The organism is Pseudomonas sp. Leaf127 (assembly GCF_001423155.1).
In the GTDB taxonomy this organism is placed as follows: domain Bacteria; phylum Pseudomonadota; class Gammaproteobacteria; order Pseudomonadales; family Pseudomonadaceae; genus Aquipseudomonas; species Aquipseudomonas ovata.
Map to the genome: position 1 here is coordinate 112723 of NZ_LMOA01000026.1, position 16034 is coordinate 128756.

General features: G+C 55.8%; 11 protein-coding genes, 1 tRNA gene and 2 pseudogenes. 6 read left to right on the top strand and 8 right to left on the bottom strand.

Annotated features, from left to right (window positions below; translation table 11 throughout):
- Positions 1-11 precede the first annotated feature (11 nt).
- Positions 12-611 (top strand): annotated as a pseudogene (locus ASF84_RS30395) (methyl-accepting chemotaxis protein); the annotation flags it as partial.
- Positions 612-689: 78 nt separating this feature from the next.
- Here ASF84_RS30395 and ASF84_RS27720 read toward each other — a convergent pair.
- Positions 690-1208 carry a GAF domain-containing protein gene (locus ASF84_RS27720; protein WP_056842107.1) on the bottom strand — a complete coding sequence of 173 codons (519 nt, stop codon included), beginning with the start codon at positions 1206-1208 and terminating at the stop codon, positions 690-692.
- A 426-nt stretch (positions 1209-1634) separates the two neighbouring features.
- Here ASF84_RS27720 and ASF84_RS27725 point away from each other — a divergent pair, with 426 nt between their 5' ends.
- Both ASF84_RS27725 and ASF84_RS27730 read left to right on the top strand, forming a co-directional pair.
- Positions 1635-3188 carry a DUF1963 domain-containing protein gene (locus ASF84_RS27725; protein WP_056842108.1) on the top strand — a complete coding sequence of 518 codons (1554 nt, stop codon included), beginning with the start codon at positions 1635-1637 and terminating at the stop codon, positions 3186-3188.
- Positions 3189-3342: 154 nt separating this feature from the next.
- The gene (locus ASF84_RS27730) at positions 3343-3771 is read left to right on the top strand and encodes a hypothetical protein (RefSeq protein WP_056842109.1); all 429 of its coding nucleotides are present in this window, start codon (positions 3343-3345) and stop codon (positions 3769-3771) included.
- Positions 3772-3927: 156 nt separating this feature from the next.
- Here ASF84_RS27730 and ASF84_RS27735 read toward each other — a convergent pair whose 3' ends face one another.
- The gene (locus ASF84_RS27735; protein WP_056842200.1) at positions 3928-4242 is read right to left on the bottom strand and encodes a hypothetical protein; all 315 of its coding nucleotides are present in this window, start codon (positions 4240-4242) and stop codon (positions 3928-3930) included.
- Positions 4243-4649: 407 nt separating this feature from the next.
- Between ASF84_RS27735 and ASF84_RS27740 the strand changes: the two genes are divergently transcribed.
- Complete coding sequence (locus ASF84_RS27740; RefSeq protein ID WP_156684419.1) at positions 4650-4877, top strand: hypothetical protein; 228 nt, start codon at positions 4650-4652, stop codon at positions 4875-4877.
- Between the two features lie 11 nt (positions 4878-4888).
- Here the strand turns inward: ASF84_RS27740 and ASF84_RS27745 are convergent, their stop codons facing one another.
- The gene (locus ASF84_RS27745) at positions 4889-5926 is read right to left on the bottom strand and encodes a DUF1963 domain-containing protein (RefSeq protein WP_056842111.1); all 1038 of its coding nucleotides are present in this window, start codon (positions 5924-5926) and stop codon (positions 4889-4891) included.
- Positions 5927-6182: 256 nt separating this feature from the next.
- On the opposite strand from ASF84_RS27745, the gene ASF84_RS30025 reads away from it, so the two are divergent.
- Positions 6183-6341: a helix-turn-helix domain-containing protein gene (locus ASF84_RS30025; RefSeq protein WP_330219677.1), complete on the top strand. Its 159-nt coding sequence runs from the start codon at positions 6183-6185 to the stop codon at positions 6339-6341.
- Positions 6342-6875: 534 nt separating this feature from the next.
- On the opposite strand, the gene ASF84_RS27750 is transcribed toward ASF84_RS30025, so the two are convergent.
- From ASF84_RS27750 to ASF84_RS27760, 4 genes and pseudogenes are all read right to left on the bottom strand, one after another.
- A complete protein-coding gene (locus ASF84_RS27750) occupies positions 6876-9356 on the bottom strand; it encodes a P-loop NTPase (RefSeq protein WP_056842112.1) in 2481 nt (826 codons plus the stop codon).
- Positions 9357-9825: 469 nt separating this feature from the next.
- Positions 9826-10200 (bottom strand): annotated as a pseudogene (locus ASF84_RS29880) (hypothetical protein); the annotation flags it as partial.
- Positions 10201-11108: 908 nt separating this feature from the next.
- Positions 11109-12431, bottom strand: a complete 1323-nt coding sequence (locus ASF84_RS27755) for a tyrosine-type recombinase/integrase (protein ID WP_056842113.1) — start codon at positions 12429-12431, stop codon at positions 11109-11111.
- Between the two features lie 172 nt (positions 12432-12603).
- Positions 12604-12679, bottom strand: a tRNA-Thr gene (locus ASF84_RS27760).
- 775 nt (positions 12680-13454) lie between these two features.
- Between ASF84_RS27760 and ASF84_RS27765 the strand changes: the two genes are divergently transcribed.
- Positions 13455-14450, top strand: a complete 996-nt coding sequence (locus ASF84_RS27765) for a J domain-containing protein (protein WP_056842114.1) — start codon at positions 13455-13457, stop codon at positions 14448-14450.
- A 261-nt stretch (positions 14451-14711) separates the two neighbouring features.
- On the opposite strand, the gene ASF84_RS27770 is transcribed toward ASF84_RS27765, so the two are convergent.
- Positions 14712-15932 carry a methyltransferase gene (locus tag ASF84_RS27770; protein ID WP_056842115.1) on the bottom strand — a complete coding sequence of 407 codons (1221 nt, stop codon included), beginning with the start codon at positions 15930-15932 and terminating at the stop codon, positions 14712-14714.
- Positions 15933-16034: the final 102 nt, after the last annotated feature.

A 16034-nucleotide genomic window follows, 5' to 3' on the forward strand; every position in this document is an offset into this window, starting at 1 on the left:
TCGGCAAGGCGGTCAAGCAGATCGAATTGCTGGCCGGCGAGATGGAGAGCACCAAAGAGGCCATGGTTACGCTGCGCAGCAACGCTGAAAGCATCGGTGGTGTCCTGGACGTCATCAATGCCGTGGCCGAGCAAACCAACCTGTTGGCGCTGAACGCCGCGATCGAAGCGGCACGAGCCGGTGAAGCCGGGCGGGGTTTTGCCGTGGTCGCTGACGAAGTTCGCAGCCTGGCCATACGCACCCGGACGTCCACGGACGAAATCACCCAGTTGATCAGCGGCCTGAACCGCAGCACCGACCGCATGAGCGCGGTGCTGCAGCAGAGCATTCAACTGACCGACAGCAGCGTGCAGCATTCACGGGACGCACGCACCATGCTCAAAGGCATTACCGAGTCGGTCAAGACCATCGAAACGATGAACGAGCAGATTGCCTGTGCGGCGGAGCAGCAAAGCGCGGCGGGTGAGCAGATCAGCAGAAGCGTGACCAATGTGCGGGATATTTCGGATCAAACGGCCGCCGCCAGTGAAGAAACAGCGTCGTCAAGTATGGAACTTGCCCGCATCAGTGTGCAACTGCAGGAAATGACCAACCGATTCAAAATACAGTAAGTTGACAGCGGCCTGAGGCGGTGGTTTTAACACACCGCCTTTTTTAGGCGCTCACTGTAGGGGTATTCAGGGGCTGGATCATGCACGTTCTGGCACTTGCGGTAATGACAGGTTGGCAAAAAAGATACAGCCGATCAGTTTGGCAAAGATCGACAAGACTTCACGCACGTCAGGGTCTTCACATGTGATGTATTGCGAGTCAAGAATGCAGAGCGCGCCGAACAAACGACCGTCAGGCAGGAAGATAGGCAGGCCGGCATAACTTTCAAGGTCAAAGCGTTTAACAATAGGGCGCAGGGCGTGGCGCGGTGACTGGCTGATCTGCGGAATGAATAACGCTTCGGGGTTGATACAGAAGTCACTGCAAATAGTCGTTTCCAGATCAAACGTACTTTCGGCTTCGATCCCCAGGTTGGAAGGGTCATAGACCGAGCATGTCACCCATTGGTTATCACTGAACTTGGCAATCGCCGCAAACCGCATTCTGGTCAGTTTGGTCACGAGCCTTAGAATATCGGTCGTTGCTTCGATTTCGGCAATGGCCGCGCGTTCGGCCACAGAGAGTATATGGTGGGAGAGCCTTGTTTCAGCGTTCATGAGTGCCGGTCCTGAGAGAAGGGTGGGGCCGTTGAATAGTCGTCCAGCACGCATGAGCGTGTCGTTCTTCGAGTAGGGCTTGAATGAAGTAAGCACACGACCGAGCCTGGTGGCTGAGTCACTGTAGAGTCTGAAGGACGTTTGAAGTAAGGCGCCATCATCGCATAGGCACAGGCCGACCACCATAAGGCGAGCGGCTGTTCTCATGGGGCGTTCGGGACCCCTTCGGCATGGCGCGTGGGGCCGTTACCCGTGCTGAATGTTTCTCATCTCCAGAAACCTGCCATAGTACCCACCAGCGAAATTTCGATGCCCTCGCACAATGGCAAGCCTGAAACGAAATCCGCCGTTAACGAGGGCTGAACAAAGGGTGTGACCGAAAGCAAGCGCCGGCCACACGCTTCGGACTTGAACCCGAGGTGCAGTATGAATCAGCAGGTAAGGTGGTTGACGCGCGACTTCGTCTTTGCAGCGCCCGCCGCGTTTCCCAACGTCATCGCCCTGGAGCCTGAACGTTTCAGGCTTGGGCCCGCTACGCACACCGAGGTATCGCCTGGCTTGTTCGTGCTGGCGCTCGACGCGCCCGGCGGGCTCGATCTGGACGGCGCATTCGCGGCGCTGGCAGCCGATCTTCTGGGCTTGAACAGTGAGGTGGACTGGCTGGTTGAGCCAAAGCAACTGTTCGGACGAGACGCCCGGCGGGGCATGGCCGGGATGGCCACCGCAGGCGTCACGGAAATCGTCGAGGTCCTGCTGGTCCGTGGCCCGGACGAGCGTGCGTGGGGCTTTGGGCGTCGATCACGCGAGATTGATGAGCGCATCGCGGCTCAGGGCTTTGCAACCCTGCTAGACAGTTTGCAGGCGCTTGCGAGCAGCACGAGTGCCAGGCTCCTGCAAAGCCAGTTTCACACACAGCAAAGAAAACGCCTCCAGATTGCCGAGGCGCAGACGCGTCCCGAGCGGAACCTGCCTGACCCGACCGACCCCGTCTGGAAGAAACGCTTCGCGGCGGCGATGGCCTTCGACGAGGAGGCTGCCGTCGAACCGATGATGACCGCTGCCGTGGCCCTGGTAGAGGAGCCTTATGGTGATCCTGCACCCCTTGGCGCCAGTCGGATCGGCGGCGGCCCCGATCTGCAGCCCGGTGCCTGGCCCACGAATGCGCATGGCATGCGCCACCCCTTCCTGATGCAGATCGACCTTGCCGAGGTGACGTCCGCCTGTGGGCCGATGGCACCCCTGCCGCAGGCAGGCCTGCTCTCTTTCTTCGTGCATGACGACGCCCTGCTCGTTGACGTCGTCTACTCGCCGCCGGGCGCCCGCCTGGTCAGATTCCCCATGACACAGGCGCTTATCGAGGCCTCGCAGGCGGCCATCCGGCTCATCGATGACCTTGCCGATAACACAAAGCCAGGCCCGTTGCCGCATGACGAAGGCGACCACGTCGCGGCAACGCTGCGCGACGATGGCACCTTCGGTTTCTCGCACAGCCCTGACCCGGTGTGGGCCTACGGCACGCCCGGCGAAGCGTTTGATGCGCTGTCGGACGAGCGCTGGGCGTGCGTCGCCTCGGCGCGGCTGCGCCCGGTGCTGACACAATCAATCAACGTCGCCGAAGCCCAGAGCCGGATCGAAGACCTGGGCGTCGGGTCCGGGTCAGCACTCGAAGACATCAGCGATGACCTGCGAAGGGCTCCGCTCGGAACACGGTCGAACGCCAGACTGGCGCCGGTCCATCAAATGCTGGGTTACGCCACCTATGCCGGCGGCCAGGACTGCCGCCAGGAAGTGGCCGGCTCGGCGCAGCAGGATGGGCACGCGGACCTGACCGATCCAGAAAGCTGGGTGGTGCTCGTGCACATCAATGCCGATTCCACGACCGGTCGGGTGTTCTGGGACGCACTTGACCTGACCGTCATGGCACCCAGGTCGGACGTGGCTGCGGGGCGGTGGGAGAGGTGCGTTCTGTTGCCTGGTTAGAGTGGCCTCTTTGGCGCAGATCATCTCGGGACGCTTGCGGCATAAAGCAGGTTCTGCAACGCTCGACGGTGGCGATCATTGACGTCCCGAAACCCCAGGCGTGTGGTTCACCGGACAGTAATAGCCTTCGAGACGGCTTTACCAAGGAGAAGTAATGAACAGGTTTTTTCTAGCAGGCGTGTGTCTGGCCCTGAGCACCGGCATCGTGGCGGCCGAGGATCCTCTCGTCCGTGAAGGCACTTACTTCGGCTCGGGCGATGGCGGCGATGTAACGGTCAAACTGAAGGCGGTGGGCGGTGGGGACTACGATGCCTCGATCAGTACGATGATAGAAGGCGGGTGTTCGGGGGGCGTCGATGGGCGGATGACGTTCCACGGCGACACCGGCGTTCTCTCGGTGCCCAACCCTGACTATGACCTCGTGACAAACAACCCGTTGACGCGGCATAAGGCGTGCAAGGTCATTCTGACGTTCAACGATGAAGGATTTCTTCAGGTCGATGAAAAAGAAGGGTGCCTGACGTTCCATGGTAATGCCTGTACGTTTACCGGGGAGTTGGTGCATGAGAGTGCGGTGAACTAAGGGGGTAGGGGGGCTTTGGGATAGACGGTCTGGAGAGCGCGCTGGCCGTTCGAGAGCGTCCAGCGAGTGACCTCATGCCTGGCTGGTTTCGGCACGTCTGCTATCGACTGCACGGTGTTGGTTCTCTGAAGTACGGGCTCTGAAAGCGCCTCTGTTTTACCGCTTGTCTGTACTTAACAACCCAAGCAGTGTCAGCACCGTCGGCCAGAACAGCGTGTTGAGAACGTCATGAACGCTTGCCTGCCAGCGCCAGTATCCGAAGCTTGCTATGTCGTCTCGCCGATCGACCCACTCGCCAGCACACGCAATGATGAACACAACCAGCCAGCCAAGGCAGGGTCTGAATCGTCGAATGCAGATGCTCACTGTTAAATAGAGCGCCATGCCTATGTAGATATGCAAGGCGTCTTTCGATAACCCGGTTGCCGAGACGAGGGCAAGCTTGAGGCCTTGTGCGATTGAGGTATCCATCTCCATTGCTCCGCTGTGCGCCGGTGTCGGGTTTCGCCTTCATTCGAGTGGCGCGACATGCTTCTTTCCGATTCCCCGAGGCATCCGTCTGGACAACGTTACGATGCTCGTCCATCTGCCTGCATTGGAGAGTCTCAAGACGTTCTGGCGCGAGAATACTTATCGATTTTCTTAGGCCGTCCAAGGGATCGCATGGGTGAAGAACCGTTATTCCTGAATGCCTGCGAGTGGGGCTTCGGACCTACCAAGGCTTCTGTCATCAGGACCGTGTGAAAGGTATCGCGACAGGCTCATGGAGTGAACAGGACTAAGCCGAGCATCAGCAGGATTTGATTACTCGAACGCCTGGAATGTATTTAGGCTGCTGGAAACTAACAAACCTGCCTTGTGGGTATGCGGACTACGAGTTGTTTGGCCCGAACTGCAAAACAGGCCCGGAAGACCGCAACTGGCCTGAAGAAACAATTGCCCGGGTGATGCAGGAGAAGACGTTTAATGCCTGGAGTGCCATGGACGCTGATGAGGTCGAGTGCCTGACAGCGGATGAGATGGGTGCGGTCGTTGCCTACTCGAAGCACGAGCAAGCTATTGGTGCGCAGTATTATGGTTTGAAGAATGAGGGCTGGGGCAGGTGAGTAACACCACACTAGGTTTGCTGGTAGACGGCTACAACGCGTTCGAACGCCCGGTCTTGAAGATCCTTGTCACGGATCAGGAAATAGATCGTGCCTTCACCACTGTCCTGCATCCAGCCAGGCACATCGATCTGCAGCAGAAGCAGCCAGTCCTTTGCCTTTTCCATCACCGTGTCCCTGTTCTTAGCCCAGTCTGCACGCGAGAGAGACTGCGTCTTGTAGTCGTTAACAATGACAGCATCGTAACGGGGATCGTCCTGCTCAGGCACTGGCGCGCCGAGGAGTAGACTCACCGGCCCAGCTCCTTGGGAAACGCTGTCATAGGCTTGGCTGAACGCCTGGACGCCGCCGATCATCGTTTGATCATAGATCGTGACCAGCTGACCGGACGCTTGGAATTCGAGGCTGGAAAAGGAGGGCAGCTGCAGCACAGCCTTCAGCGCCATCGGCCGGGCCGGACCGCCATAGGGTGTGCCCGGCAATGGGGCACCGGCCGGACGAGTGTCCGGCTGTATGCCGTATTGCCTGTTCGTGTCGTCGATCATCGTGCGATAGGCAGAAGCGGCGGTGACAAGACTGTCCGGCGTGGAGGTATGCGCAATCGCCTCGGCCGGGCTGCGGTCCCAGATCACCTTGGCCGACTGCATCCCTGTGTCGAAGGGACCTGCAATCAAATCGTAGAAGAACAACAGCCGGCCTGCGTCAGGCAGGGGTTTTGCCACATCACCCAGCCCCGCCGCTTCCGCCAGGCTGATCTGCGCGATGAAGGCATAGGGCAGGCCCGCGGCAAGATGCCGGCCTAAATCCGCGTCGAAAGGCTCGCCCGCTCGTTTAGCAATCTCATCGATATGTTGGGGAACCGGTCGTCGCGGCCACTCGATCACCTTGGGCAAATCCGGCGTACCGCCGATCCGGCTGCCACCAAGCTTGTCGTCACGTTTCTCTGAAAACACGATGGCCGGTCGCAGCGCGGCCGCAACCATCTCGACCCTGTTGGGAGCAAACCGCTCCTCGATCACCTGATGCGCTTGCGGCGGCGTATCGAACATCTCTTACCCCTTTCCATAGGCATTACGGACTAAGGTAAAGATACGGAACAGTGACGGCAAGCGCCGACAAAAGCAGATCTCGATCTCGCAGTCCGCCGTCTGAAGAATCAGACAAAGGAGATCAGTTGATGAATCACTCTGACCCAGAATTTACGAGCGTTTGGGACGCTTTGGAAGATACCCCTGCAGAAGCTGAGAACATGCGCATCCGATCCAGCTTGATGATGGCTATTGCGATTGCATTGAGTCCAATGGGATGTCACAGGCTGAAGCTGCAAAAAATTTTGATGTGATGCAGCCCCGCATTTCTGAACTGCAACGCGGCAAAATCGATCTGTTCAGTGTTGATCGCTTGATCAACATGATGGCTCAGGCGGGTCTTCACGTTGAAGTGCGAGTGGGAAAAGCAGCGTGAATCAGGCGATCTGTTTTTAAGTGGGTCTGGCATCGAAACCCTTCGGCCGCAGCTTCTCCAGGCGTCCAGTGGATTCTCTGCTTAGGTATGCTTGTCTCCTTAAATCCCACCCATCCCCTAGCCCGATCAATCCCCGCCGCCACGAGGTGCAAACAGGAAAACAAAAAAGGCCCACCTTTCGGTGAGCCTTTTCTGGTGTTTCGTATGGTGCGGCACCAAGAGTCGAATGATATCGCAAGGTATTGTTAACTATCAATATTTTTCACAGACGCTCAGGTCTCTATCCCTAAAAATACCTTTATGCTCGGGAGAGACGGTGTGGAGTTAGCATTTGGCTTGTAGTGCCTGATTAAGTTTTGTCCGAAGCGGTCTCGACAGATTCAACGTGTGAGAACGCTTTTCCGCAGTTAAGTAAAATTGTGATATTCAATCAAGTGATATGTGCATCGGCTATATTTCGGCTGGGCTGCGGTGACAGCTATTAGTTGTGTGCAGGCTTATTTTGAAAAGGCCTGCACATATTTCTAGATGGCTTTAGAACTCGTAATCTTCGTACGTTTGCTCTGGCCAAGTCCCTGTAACATAAAATTTCGCAAGACTTTTAACTGTATGCATAACCCTAATATTTTTTGTCAGATTTCTATCTCGCGAAATCTGGTCGTGATACATTTTGGCAACAATCTTAGCCTGATTTTTTCCTTGGAATCGCTCAGCTACTTTCACGTGACCTTCCGATAACGTGATAATCGGGTATTTATCGAAAACTCGGATGTCCGAAGAGTCGAGCCTTTTTAGAATTGTTTCCGCTTCATTGAAGTGGGCCATGGCTATTACTTCGTCTTCTTCAAGGGTCGCGAGGATTATGCGTTGCTGCGCTAAAGCGTGTTCAATTTGTGGCGACTCTGGAAAAGCCTGATTAGCAATTCTTATTTTCTCAAAGGCTTCTTTATTTTTCTTGAAAGATCTAAGAGATAATCCGTACTGAAGTAAAAAAAGACCCTCGTTCTCAAGAAGTTTTTCAAAATGAGCGTAGATTGATAGTACTTTGTCTTCGTCATTTTTAAGTAGCTTTTTAAGTGACTTAGCATTGACGAGCTTTTTGTATATTGCAGCTTCGTTTCTAGATACTTTTGTCACAATAGGGAATTGATATACCGTAAACGCGTTTATGTATGCTTTGATTGTGTCGCGCAGGTATTCGGGGCTTATGTAAAGATTGAACAGCCGTTCGATGTATACACGATGGCGCGTTGTTACATTCCCGTTATGATATTTCAATGTGCCTGTCATATGCTGGCAAAGGCCAAATACATCCCCGGGATATCCCAAGGTAGAAAGCGCACGAGTGAGTGTCGCTTCATTAGCAGGACTTCCCTGAGTGGCAGCTAATCCAGAAAGTACCAGTAAAGCTTTCTCAGCATCAGATTCGATAGCTGCAAAGTCTTTTTTGATTATCTCGTTGTATCCTTCACCAGAAGTGGCCTCCATGAGACCAATTAGCAATTGTTTTTTTGATTTTTTAATTATTTCTATTCGTCGATTTTTAAGACTCATTTTCCCCAGTCGAGTCCAATTGCCATATTGTTGAATTTTATTTAAAATTAAGTCGGCGTCTAGATCTGCAAGGTGGGAGATGTCTACTTGTGCGGTTAGGTAGTCTGCTAAATGTTCTTTTGCGCGAGCATCCCAGATACTAGGGTTTTCAGCGCTGACAAAAATTGCTTTGTTCGATTTTGCTCCGCTAATTATTTCTGCTGTTTTGTGTGCGATATCACTAATGCGTTCGATAAAAAGATAGTATGGAGAATTATTTCGTTTGTCTAACTCTCGAACTAACTCCAGTATGTTATCTTTTTGTTCGTCGACGTAATATACGTTGTTGTCAGAGCCATCAGCAATTTTTAAAGCAATCTGCTTAAGGGCAGTAGTTTTGCCAGCGCCAGCCTGGCCCAATAAAAGGAAAAAACTTAGTGGCGCGGGAGTCTTTTCTTGAAAATATTCTTCAAACGTTTTACGTGTCTTAGTAAGATAAGCTGGGACTGCGTCTGAAATGTCACTCCATGTTGGTTTGAAACCTTTATAAAAGTCTCTTATTGGAGATGTAGCGGTCTGTTGGATCAGAAGTGAAAGGCTAGCCCTGTTGACAGGTACAACGCCAGATAACAAGGAGACATATGATGCGGGTTCATGTGCTCCAGTCCTAAGTTCAGGTCGTCTTGTAAAAAGGATATCTTGACTTGTTGGTGGTGTCTCGAATTCTTGTGCCAGCCAATCAATAAACGCTGTTAGTGTTCCTGGTATATGAGTAATGTTCGATGATTCTAAGCTCTTTGCTTCAAGTGGGCTAAGCTTTGGTACGACTAGGTAGCTTTTAAGTTCGGTGCCAACTGTCTTGAGTTTGTATTTTTGTATTTGATGATTAAAGAGTGGTTCTTTAAGTTTGGTGCCTATGAACAAAAAGGTGTATTTGAAAAAATCTCTCGCAAGCTCTTGGTACCAAAGTGGCTCTAGTGCGGACTCGGTGCCATACTCTTGTGGAGAGAAAATATAACCACCGGTTGGATAATTTATATCGCCATTGATTTTTATGTAGTCAAGAGTTTGGTAAAATTGATCCGTTTCGGTGATTCGATCAAATCGTTGTTTTACATTAAATTTACGATCTGGAAGGCGATTCGCTGCTTTTTCTATGGCGTCATCAATATTCAGGGTATAAATTCTGAAAAAAGGATATTTTACTAGTTCGATATATTCTCGAGAGGGGCGGCAGTGCTTGAAATTAGCCTCGAAAATGTCAATTAATTGAGACCCTAGGGTGCCTTTTGCAGCGCTATATACATCTGATAGGTCTTCATCCGCATAAGGCTCTCCCATAGCCCCGGCTAAGATTTTTGCTAAATCCCATCCCAACGGAACATCGTTGCCGGTACCACTTTTGCAGCCATAAGAAGCACCGGCGCCGAGCAGAAGTACCAGTCGGCCGTTTAGCAAAGCAGTTTTTATGTGGTTATTCATGAAATTCCTTCTCAACTATAGCCTTTTGATGGCGGCACTTTACCACTGGGCTGGATGCGAAACCAACTAATTTTGAAGCTTGGGCTATTCACTCCGATAGCTCTCAAATGCTCTTGAATATAGGCTTCTGCCTATCTGCGGCGGTGGTATAAGGGTTGTGATCCAATTTTTTGCTTAACCAAAGTTAAATTAACTTAATGGGAAAACAATAGTAGTCGAGTGTTGTCGGTGCGCGATCATTAATTTGTTGTTTTAGCAACAACTCCGTGTGTTTCTCTACCACGACCAGCGATGCTGTAAATCCCAGCGTTGCTATTGCAGATTGTATGGAGATAGCCTTATGTATATGCCTCCGTCGGCTAAAAAATGACCCGGATAGCACTCCGCTAAGGAGTAATTCTATGTCGAATGTATTTCTCGCGTGATTTATGGTTTGAGAAATAAAATCAATTTAGATTTTTTCTAAGTCGAGTAAGTTACGGCTGCCTCTTGGCGCGTGCTTCTGTGCGAAGGTTAGTGCTTCTTGAAGATGGCTATCTACCGTAATCCAGCGAGGTGCCGAGGCCCCAGTTCGACCACCTTTGGTGCCTTCATGGATGTTGATCACTCCGAGTTGCTTGCATTTCCGTTGCAGCCGAGAAAGGTCGGCCAAATGGCCTCACGGTAACCGCTGCCCATCCTCCGACGGACATCAGCGCTCAAACTCCTGTCAACGATCACTGTGTGCTTTGACGGTCTAGTAATGAACACCTCCAAACAGATTTTTCAATGCGTGTGGGCCGGCATAACTCAGTTGCCATCCATACCCAAGATTCCGCCCGTCCCGTCTACCTATTAATGTGATGATCAAACTCCTCTCGAAGCCGAAACCCTTAAATCTTCCCCCACGTCATCCCGCCATGGATGTTGAGTGTTGTCAGGGATCAAGGCCCCTGCGACCTGTGAGGGTTGTCCACTAACGCGGGACTTACGGCTCCTTACGACCGAGAGCTTGGGCATCTCATGATCTGGCCTCCTGAACACCGATACCGGTGGGCGGGTGGAGACTGCATTGGCTGACGAGGCCAATGCCGCGAGATCCTGAGTCAGGTGAAGGCAGGGATGCGATGACCGGGGCATGCCTGACTGTCAGTCAGGTGCAGTCCATTCCCTGGGCTGCGGCACCATCATCTGCATCGCTGTTGCTGGTGAATTCGGTGTTTGTCACGCCGATTGTCACGAGGGGGAATGCCGCAAAGCCTTGTACGAGTTGGGCTGCAGCAGCGGTAGGAGCGCCCGTCTCTTTCCGGGAGAAAGAGACGGGCGCAGGTTGGCGCACGGGAATGGCTAAGCGGATAGGTTGCTGCAGGGCAGCTATGAAAGGGGATGAGTTGCCGCAGTGGGCACACTGGTAAAAGTGGGCATCCATCACATCGCTGTGACCGTGCGAGCCGCCGGACGCTTATCGCACTTTGGGAGAACCACCACCGTGTGGCGTAGCCTTAAAGGTTCTGGCTACCTGGGTTGCTGTCGACGACAGCGCTTTGCCCGATCTTTTCTACGCCTGTGGATAATTTGGGTCAAGGCTCGAATTTTCGGGGACTCTGCGGCTGTGGATGAAATTATCCACCGGTGGAAATCGGTGGTTTTCCACAGACAGTTGCATGGGCTTTAGATTTTTAAGTGAGGTCCATCCAAACAGGGCGGCTTTGCAGCCCTGTTTGGATGGACCCGCGTGGACAAGCGGATCACTGAGATATGAAGACCGAGCGCTTACTCGGTTGCGCCACGTTTTGCTTTTAGGCGAGTGACGTTCGCTCCGGTCTGGTTCGCGAATTCGTGCGGAGTGACATGCTCCTGCCGGTTGGCCTCCAGATACCGACTCCACCAGTTCATGATTAGCCTGCGCTCCTCAATGAACTCGGCCTTGTGGATGTAAGCGGCGCGGACGTTGTTGCGCTCTTTGTGGCTCATCTGCCGTTCAATGGCTGTCTCCGACCACAGTCCTGACTCGATCAGTGCGCTGCAGGCCATCGAACGAAACCCATGCCCGCAGATATCGGTTTTGGTGTCGTATCCCATCGTCCGTAGCGCATTGTTCACGGTATTTTCGGACATGGGCTTCCAGGGTTTGGCATCACCTGCGAAGACCAATGCGAATTTACCTGTGAGCGTATGGATTTGTTCGAGTAGCGTCACCGCTTGCGGCGATAAGGGTACAAGATGGATATCCCCTGCCATCTTCGTACCCCTTGTGGAAAAGGGTACTCCCTCCAGCGCTGGCCGAGTGTCTGGGATTTCCCACGTACCGCGCTTGAGGTCGAACTCGCTCCAGCGTGCGAAACGCAGCTCGCTGGATCGTACAAACACATGCAGTGACAGCGTGACCGTCAGCCGTGTAAGTGTCCGGCCTTTGTAAGTGTCGATCCGTTCCTGTAGTTCAGGCAGTCGCGATAAGGGTAGAGCGGGGCGATGTATTACCCGCGGGGCTTTGATCAAGCCTTCGAGGTCGTAAGCGGGGTTGGCGGTGATAAGCCGGAGGCGTTTTGCCTCGCGCATGATGCTCTGCAGGTAGTTTTGTACCCTTAAAGCTACGTCTATCGTTCCGCGCTTCTTGATCGCTTCCAAGGGCTGCATGAGGTCATGGGTGTCGAGGTCGACAATGGCGCGGGCGCCGATCAGCGGGAACACGTGGGTTTTGAGGCGGCTCATCACAGTCTTGGAATGGCCTGGTGCCCACTTGGCCGACATTTCCGTATGCCAGTCGAGCGCAACGCTTTCAAAGGTTCTGCCTTTGATTACGGCTTCCGCCTTGGCTTGGTGCTTGGTCTCTATTGGATCAACGCCATCCGCTAGCATTCGCTTAACTTCCAAGCGCTTGCGGCGCGCATCGGCGAGGCCAATGACAGGGTAGTTGCCGAACGAGGTCAGTCCTTCCCGTCCATCAGGTTTGACGTAACGGAGCCGCCAGCCTTTGCGGCCATTGGGTTGGACTAGGAGATAGAGGCCATCGCCGTCGAAAAGCTTGTAGGCGCGGTCTGTAGGTTTTGCCAAGCGGCAAGCTGCGTCGGAGAGCGGAGCTGTGGTGCGCGACATAAGGGTACTCCCTTTTATCGAAGTGACCTGTATCCCAAACTCTACCCTTAAAACGGTTGGAATCCACCAGTTTCTGACGGAAACCGATGGAACGCCAAAACGAAGAAACCCGCCAAAAGGCGGGTTTTCCGGGGGTTCCAGAGATTTTGAAAGCCTTCTCTGGAACCTTGTATGGTGCCGGCACCAGGAGTCGAACCCGGGACCTACTGATTACAAGTCAGTTGCTCTACCAACTGAGCTATACCGGCAATGGGGGGCGATTATATAGACTCTGGCGCGCTTGTAAAGCCTAGCTTGCTGATTCGGTTGAAGAAAAATTTTCGATGGGCGGTGGGGTGGTTGGCACCCTGATCTGCTCGCGAATACGATGGCACAGACGAAGCCGATGTGCCGATTTGACTGGCCGCATTCGCCAGCAGAGCTGCCTCCCACAGTCCGGTGCCAGGCACACGATCCAAGGCCACATCATCTGTGGGAGGGGGCTCTACCCCGGGCGGCGATCCGACGATGAGGCCAGCAAGGCCGATATATCTGCTGCGCCTGTCCCATAGCCATCGCCGGCAAGCCGCCTCCCACAGTCCGATGCCAGGCCCGAATTCAGGGCGACCTCAATACCTGTGGGAGGCGGCTCTGCTCCGGGCGGCGATCCGACGATGAGGCCAGGACAGCCGACAGACAGGCAGCGCTTGTAAGCCCGTCATTGCTAGACAGTGGCTGCCTCCCACACGTCAGTGTCAGACACAAAATCGGGTGAAAACCGGCTTGACTGATCGGCATTATTCCTGCGGGGCGTGTGTGACGGCTCTGGTGCTATGTTGAGTCTGCAGGCCTCATCGTCGGATCGCTGCCTGGGGCAAAGCCCCTCCCACAAGCACGGTGTCAGGTCCTTGCCGATCGGCCTGAAAATCATTTGCGCCGTACCCTGGGATCCCATTCAGCATAAATCCGCCGGTTTCATTGAAGCTCTGGCGTTTCAGGCCGATACAGTTGCGAGCTGGCAAGTTGCCATGGACCACAGGCGCGATGCAGAAGACCCTGACCCACTACGAGCAGTTGAATGTCGCGCGGGATGCGACGCCCGAGCAGATCAAGCGGGCGTATCGCAAGCTGGCGCAGCAGCTGCATCCTGATCGTAATCCGGCGCCGAATGCGTCGGATTTGATGTGCGAGCTCAATGCCTGCCATGAGGTGCTGCGCAACCCGGCCAAGCGGATCCTGTATGACGCGCAACTGGCCGAGGATGAGCGGCGTGCGCGCGGGTTGGGGTCGCACAACGGTATCCGTCAGGGTGCGGCGATGTATGCGGCGGCGGCCCAGCCGGCGCGGCCTGCACCTTCGGCGGCTCGGCCGCACACGGCCGGCAGGGGCGCAGGGGCCGGCGCTGCTGCGGCCGCCATGCAGATGCCGGGCCGGCCGCGGCACCTGTGGCGTTGGGGCGTGGTGTTCGTGCTGTTTTGTGCAGGCGGTGCCTGGATGGGTTATGAACGCGGTGCGATGCATTCGTATGTGCCGACCGAGGCGCTGCCGGTGGTCGAGCCGGTGGCCGCGCCGAACGTTCCCCATCCCGACCTGACCAATGCGGTGCTGACGCCGACCATCGCCGCGCCTGAATGCGAAGTGCCGCTGCTCGACCCGACGGGGGCGCCGTGGCCGGTGCAGGCCGGTTATCTCAAGGGCTTGCCGATGCGCAAGGACACGGGGTGGTCGCAGATCGTGATCGACAACGTGGGCGGCAAGTCGGCGGTGTACGCCAAGGTCACCGATGCCGTGGGGCGCAATGCCTTTCGGTATGCCTACATTCCGGCCGGCGGGCAGTTCACTTTTGCGCGGATGGACGCCGGTTACTACTTGCTCAAGTACCAGATGCTCGACACCGGCTGCGTGTTTGCCTCAAGCCGGATTCTGCTGGAAGAGACGCCGATGGGCAGCCAGATCAAGTCCAGCGTCTACAAGCTGACCCTGAGCAAGCTGCATGAGCGTGGCGGTTCACCTGCCCGCCTGAAGGCCGATCAGTTCTGACCGCCACCCGTTAAAACGCCCCTGCGCATGCCGCAGGGTGTGGCTGCCCAACAGCCCCGACCAACCAGCACACTCAAAGTCTTATTCACAAGTTCATGCGCGCCCGATGGGTTTCTGACCGATGGCCGAAATCCGGACGGACGCCTGCTCGCCAGCCGGCGGATTACGCGGGGCTTGACTTTATGTGCAGGATTATTCCGCTTCGCGTGCAGGGTATTTTCGACGGTGTTTTCCCCAGGTTCAGGAATTTAATCAACAGAGTTATCCACAGGTTGTGGTGGCCGATTGTCGGGCAATCAGCAGCAGGTTGCGGGGTGTCAGGCTGGCGGGGCAGAAGGTGCCGAGCTGCACCTGATAGCCGCGTGCTTGCAAGTACAGCGCCCGGTCGAGTACCAGCCACAGTTCCAGTGGGCGGCGGAACAGGTTGCGCACCAGTTCCAGGTTGCGTACTTCAGCCAGGCGTTGCCAGCCGGCGGCCTCCAGCGCCGCCCAGTCTTGCTGGCTGGAGGCAGGCAGATTTTTCAGGGCGGCCAGTTCCTTGCAGTAGTCGGCGTAGGGCTTGGCCAGCCAGGCCACTGGCAGCGACGGGGTCGGCAAATAGTCGTCGAGGCCGCGCAGCCGGCGTTGCAGCAGGTCGAAGCCCAGGCGCCGGGCCATGGACTGGTCGCGCTGGCGGCGCACCCGCGCCGGGGCGGTGACGGTCTCGCTCAGCGGCAGGCCCAGGTCGTCGCGGGACAGTTTCAGGGGCGAGGCCTGGCCCTCGGGTGACAAGGCCTGGTAGTGAGCGTGGCGGGTACGGTTGTAGCAGCACGGCGCGATTGCCAGTTGCGGGCAGCCGGCGTCGCTGGCCAGTTGCATCAGTTGCACATGCAGGTCGCCGCAGGCGTGCAGGGCCACCGGGGTATGCCCGGCGTGCAGGCGATGGCGTGTGTCACCGGCCATCACGTCTTGTTGCAGGTGCTCGGCCTGGACCTTGTGCCGCACGCTCAGCGCCTGCCCGGCCTCGATCAGCGCCGGGTCGTATTCCAGGCAGGTCAGGCGCTGGTGAGCATGGGTCAGGCGCCGGCCCAAATGGCCCTTGCCGGCGCACCAGTCGAGCCAGTGGGTGGACGCCGGCGTGAGGTTCAAGTGGCTGGCGAAGGCTTCGATCTGCTGCCATTTGCGCCCCGGTACGTCGACGCTCAGGCGCGGCTCGACCGGTGCCAGCGGCTGGCTGGGCAGTACGTCGATGTGGGCCAGCGCGACGGCCTCGGCGGCCAGCTGTGGGAAAGGCGCGGGGGCTTGCAGGTGCTCGGGGTGATTGTGGGCGGCTTCGGCCTCTTCCAGGGTGCGGCTGCGCAGCCAGCGGGCCAGCTCGGGGTGCAGCGCTTCCCAGGCCAGGTGCCGTTCAGTGAAGGGCTTGGGCCGCCACAGCGCCTGGTGCTCGATCAGGAAGCGGTCGAGGGCGTGGAAGCGGGTGAGCAGGTCGCAAGGGTTGGGCATGGTGGTCAAGGATCTGGCACTGGGAGACTGTGTTTTATGATCGTGCTGAATCTTTATAGGGGCACGGGGCGTAGAGCGGTGTCGGTAGGCCCATAAAATTCC

Excerpts from the sequence above, each read along its gene's own strand:
- ASF84_RS27770 (WP_056842115.1), bottom strand. The coding sequence starts at position 15,932 with ATGCCCAACCCTTGCGACCTGCTCACCCGCTTCCACGCCCTCGACCGC.
- ASF84_RS27720 (WP_056842107.1), bottom strand. The coding sequence starts at position 1,208 with ATGAACGCTGAAACAAGGCTCTCCCACCATATACTCTCTGTGGCCGAA.
- ASF84_RS27745 (WP_056842111.1), bottom strand. The coding sequence starts at position 5,926 with ATGTTCGATACGCCGCCGCAAGCGCATCAGGTGATCGAGGAGCGGTTT.
- ASF84_RS27755 (WP_056842113.1), bottom strand. The coding sequence starts at position 12,431 with ATGTCGCGCACCACAGCTCCGCTCTCCGACGCAGCTTGCCGCTTGGCA.
- ASF84_RS27765 (WP_056842114.1), top strand. The coding sequence starts at position 13,455 with ATGCAGAAGACCCTGACCCACTACGAGCAGTTGAATGTCGCGCGGGAT.
- ASF84_RS30025 (WP_330219677.1), top strand. The coding sequence starts at position 6,183 with ATGTCACAGGCTGAAGCTGCAAAAAATTTTGATGTGATGCAGCCCCGC.
- ASF84_RS27725 (WP_056842108.1), top strand. The coding sequence starts at position 1,635 with ATGAATCAGCAGGTAAGGTGGTTGACGCGCGACTTCGTCTTTGCAGCG.
- ASF84_RS27735 (WP_056842200.1), bottom strand. The coding sequence starts at position 4,242 with ATGGATACCTCAATCGCACAAGGCCTCAAGCTTGCCCTCGTCTCGGCA.
- ASF84_RS27730 (WP_056842109.1), top strand. The coding sequence starts at position 3,343 with ATGAACAGGTTTTTTCTAGCAGGCGTGTGTCTGGCCCTGAGCACCGGC.
- ASF84_RS27750 (WP_056842112.1), bottom strand. The coding sequence starts at position 9,356 with ATGAATAACCACATAAAAACTGCTTTGCTAAACGGCCGACTGGTACTT.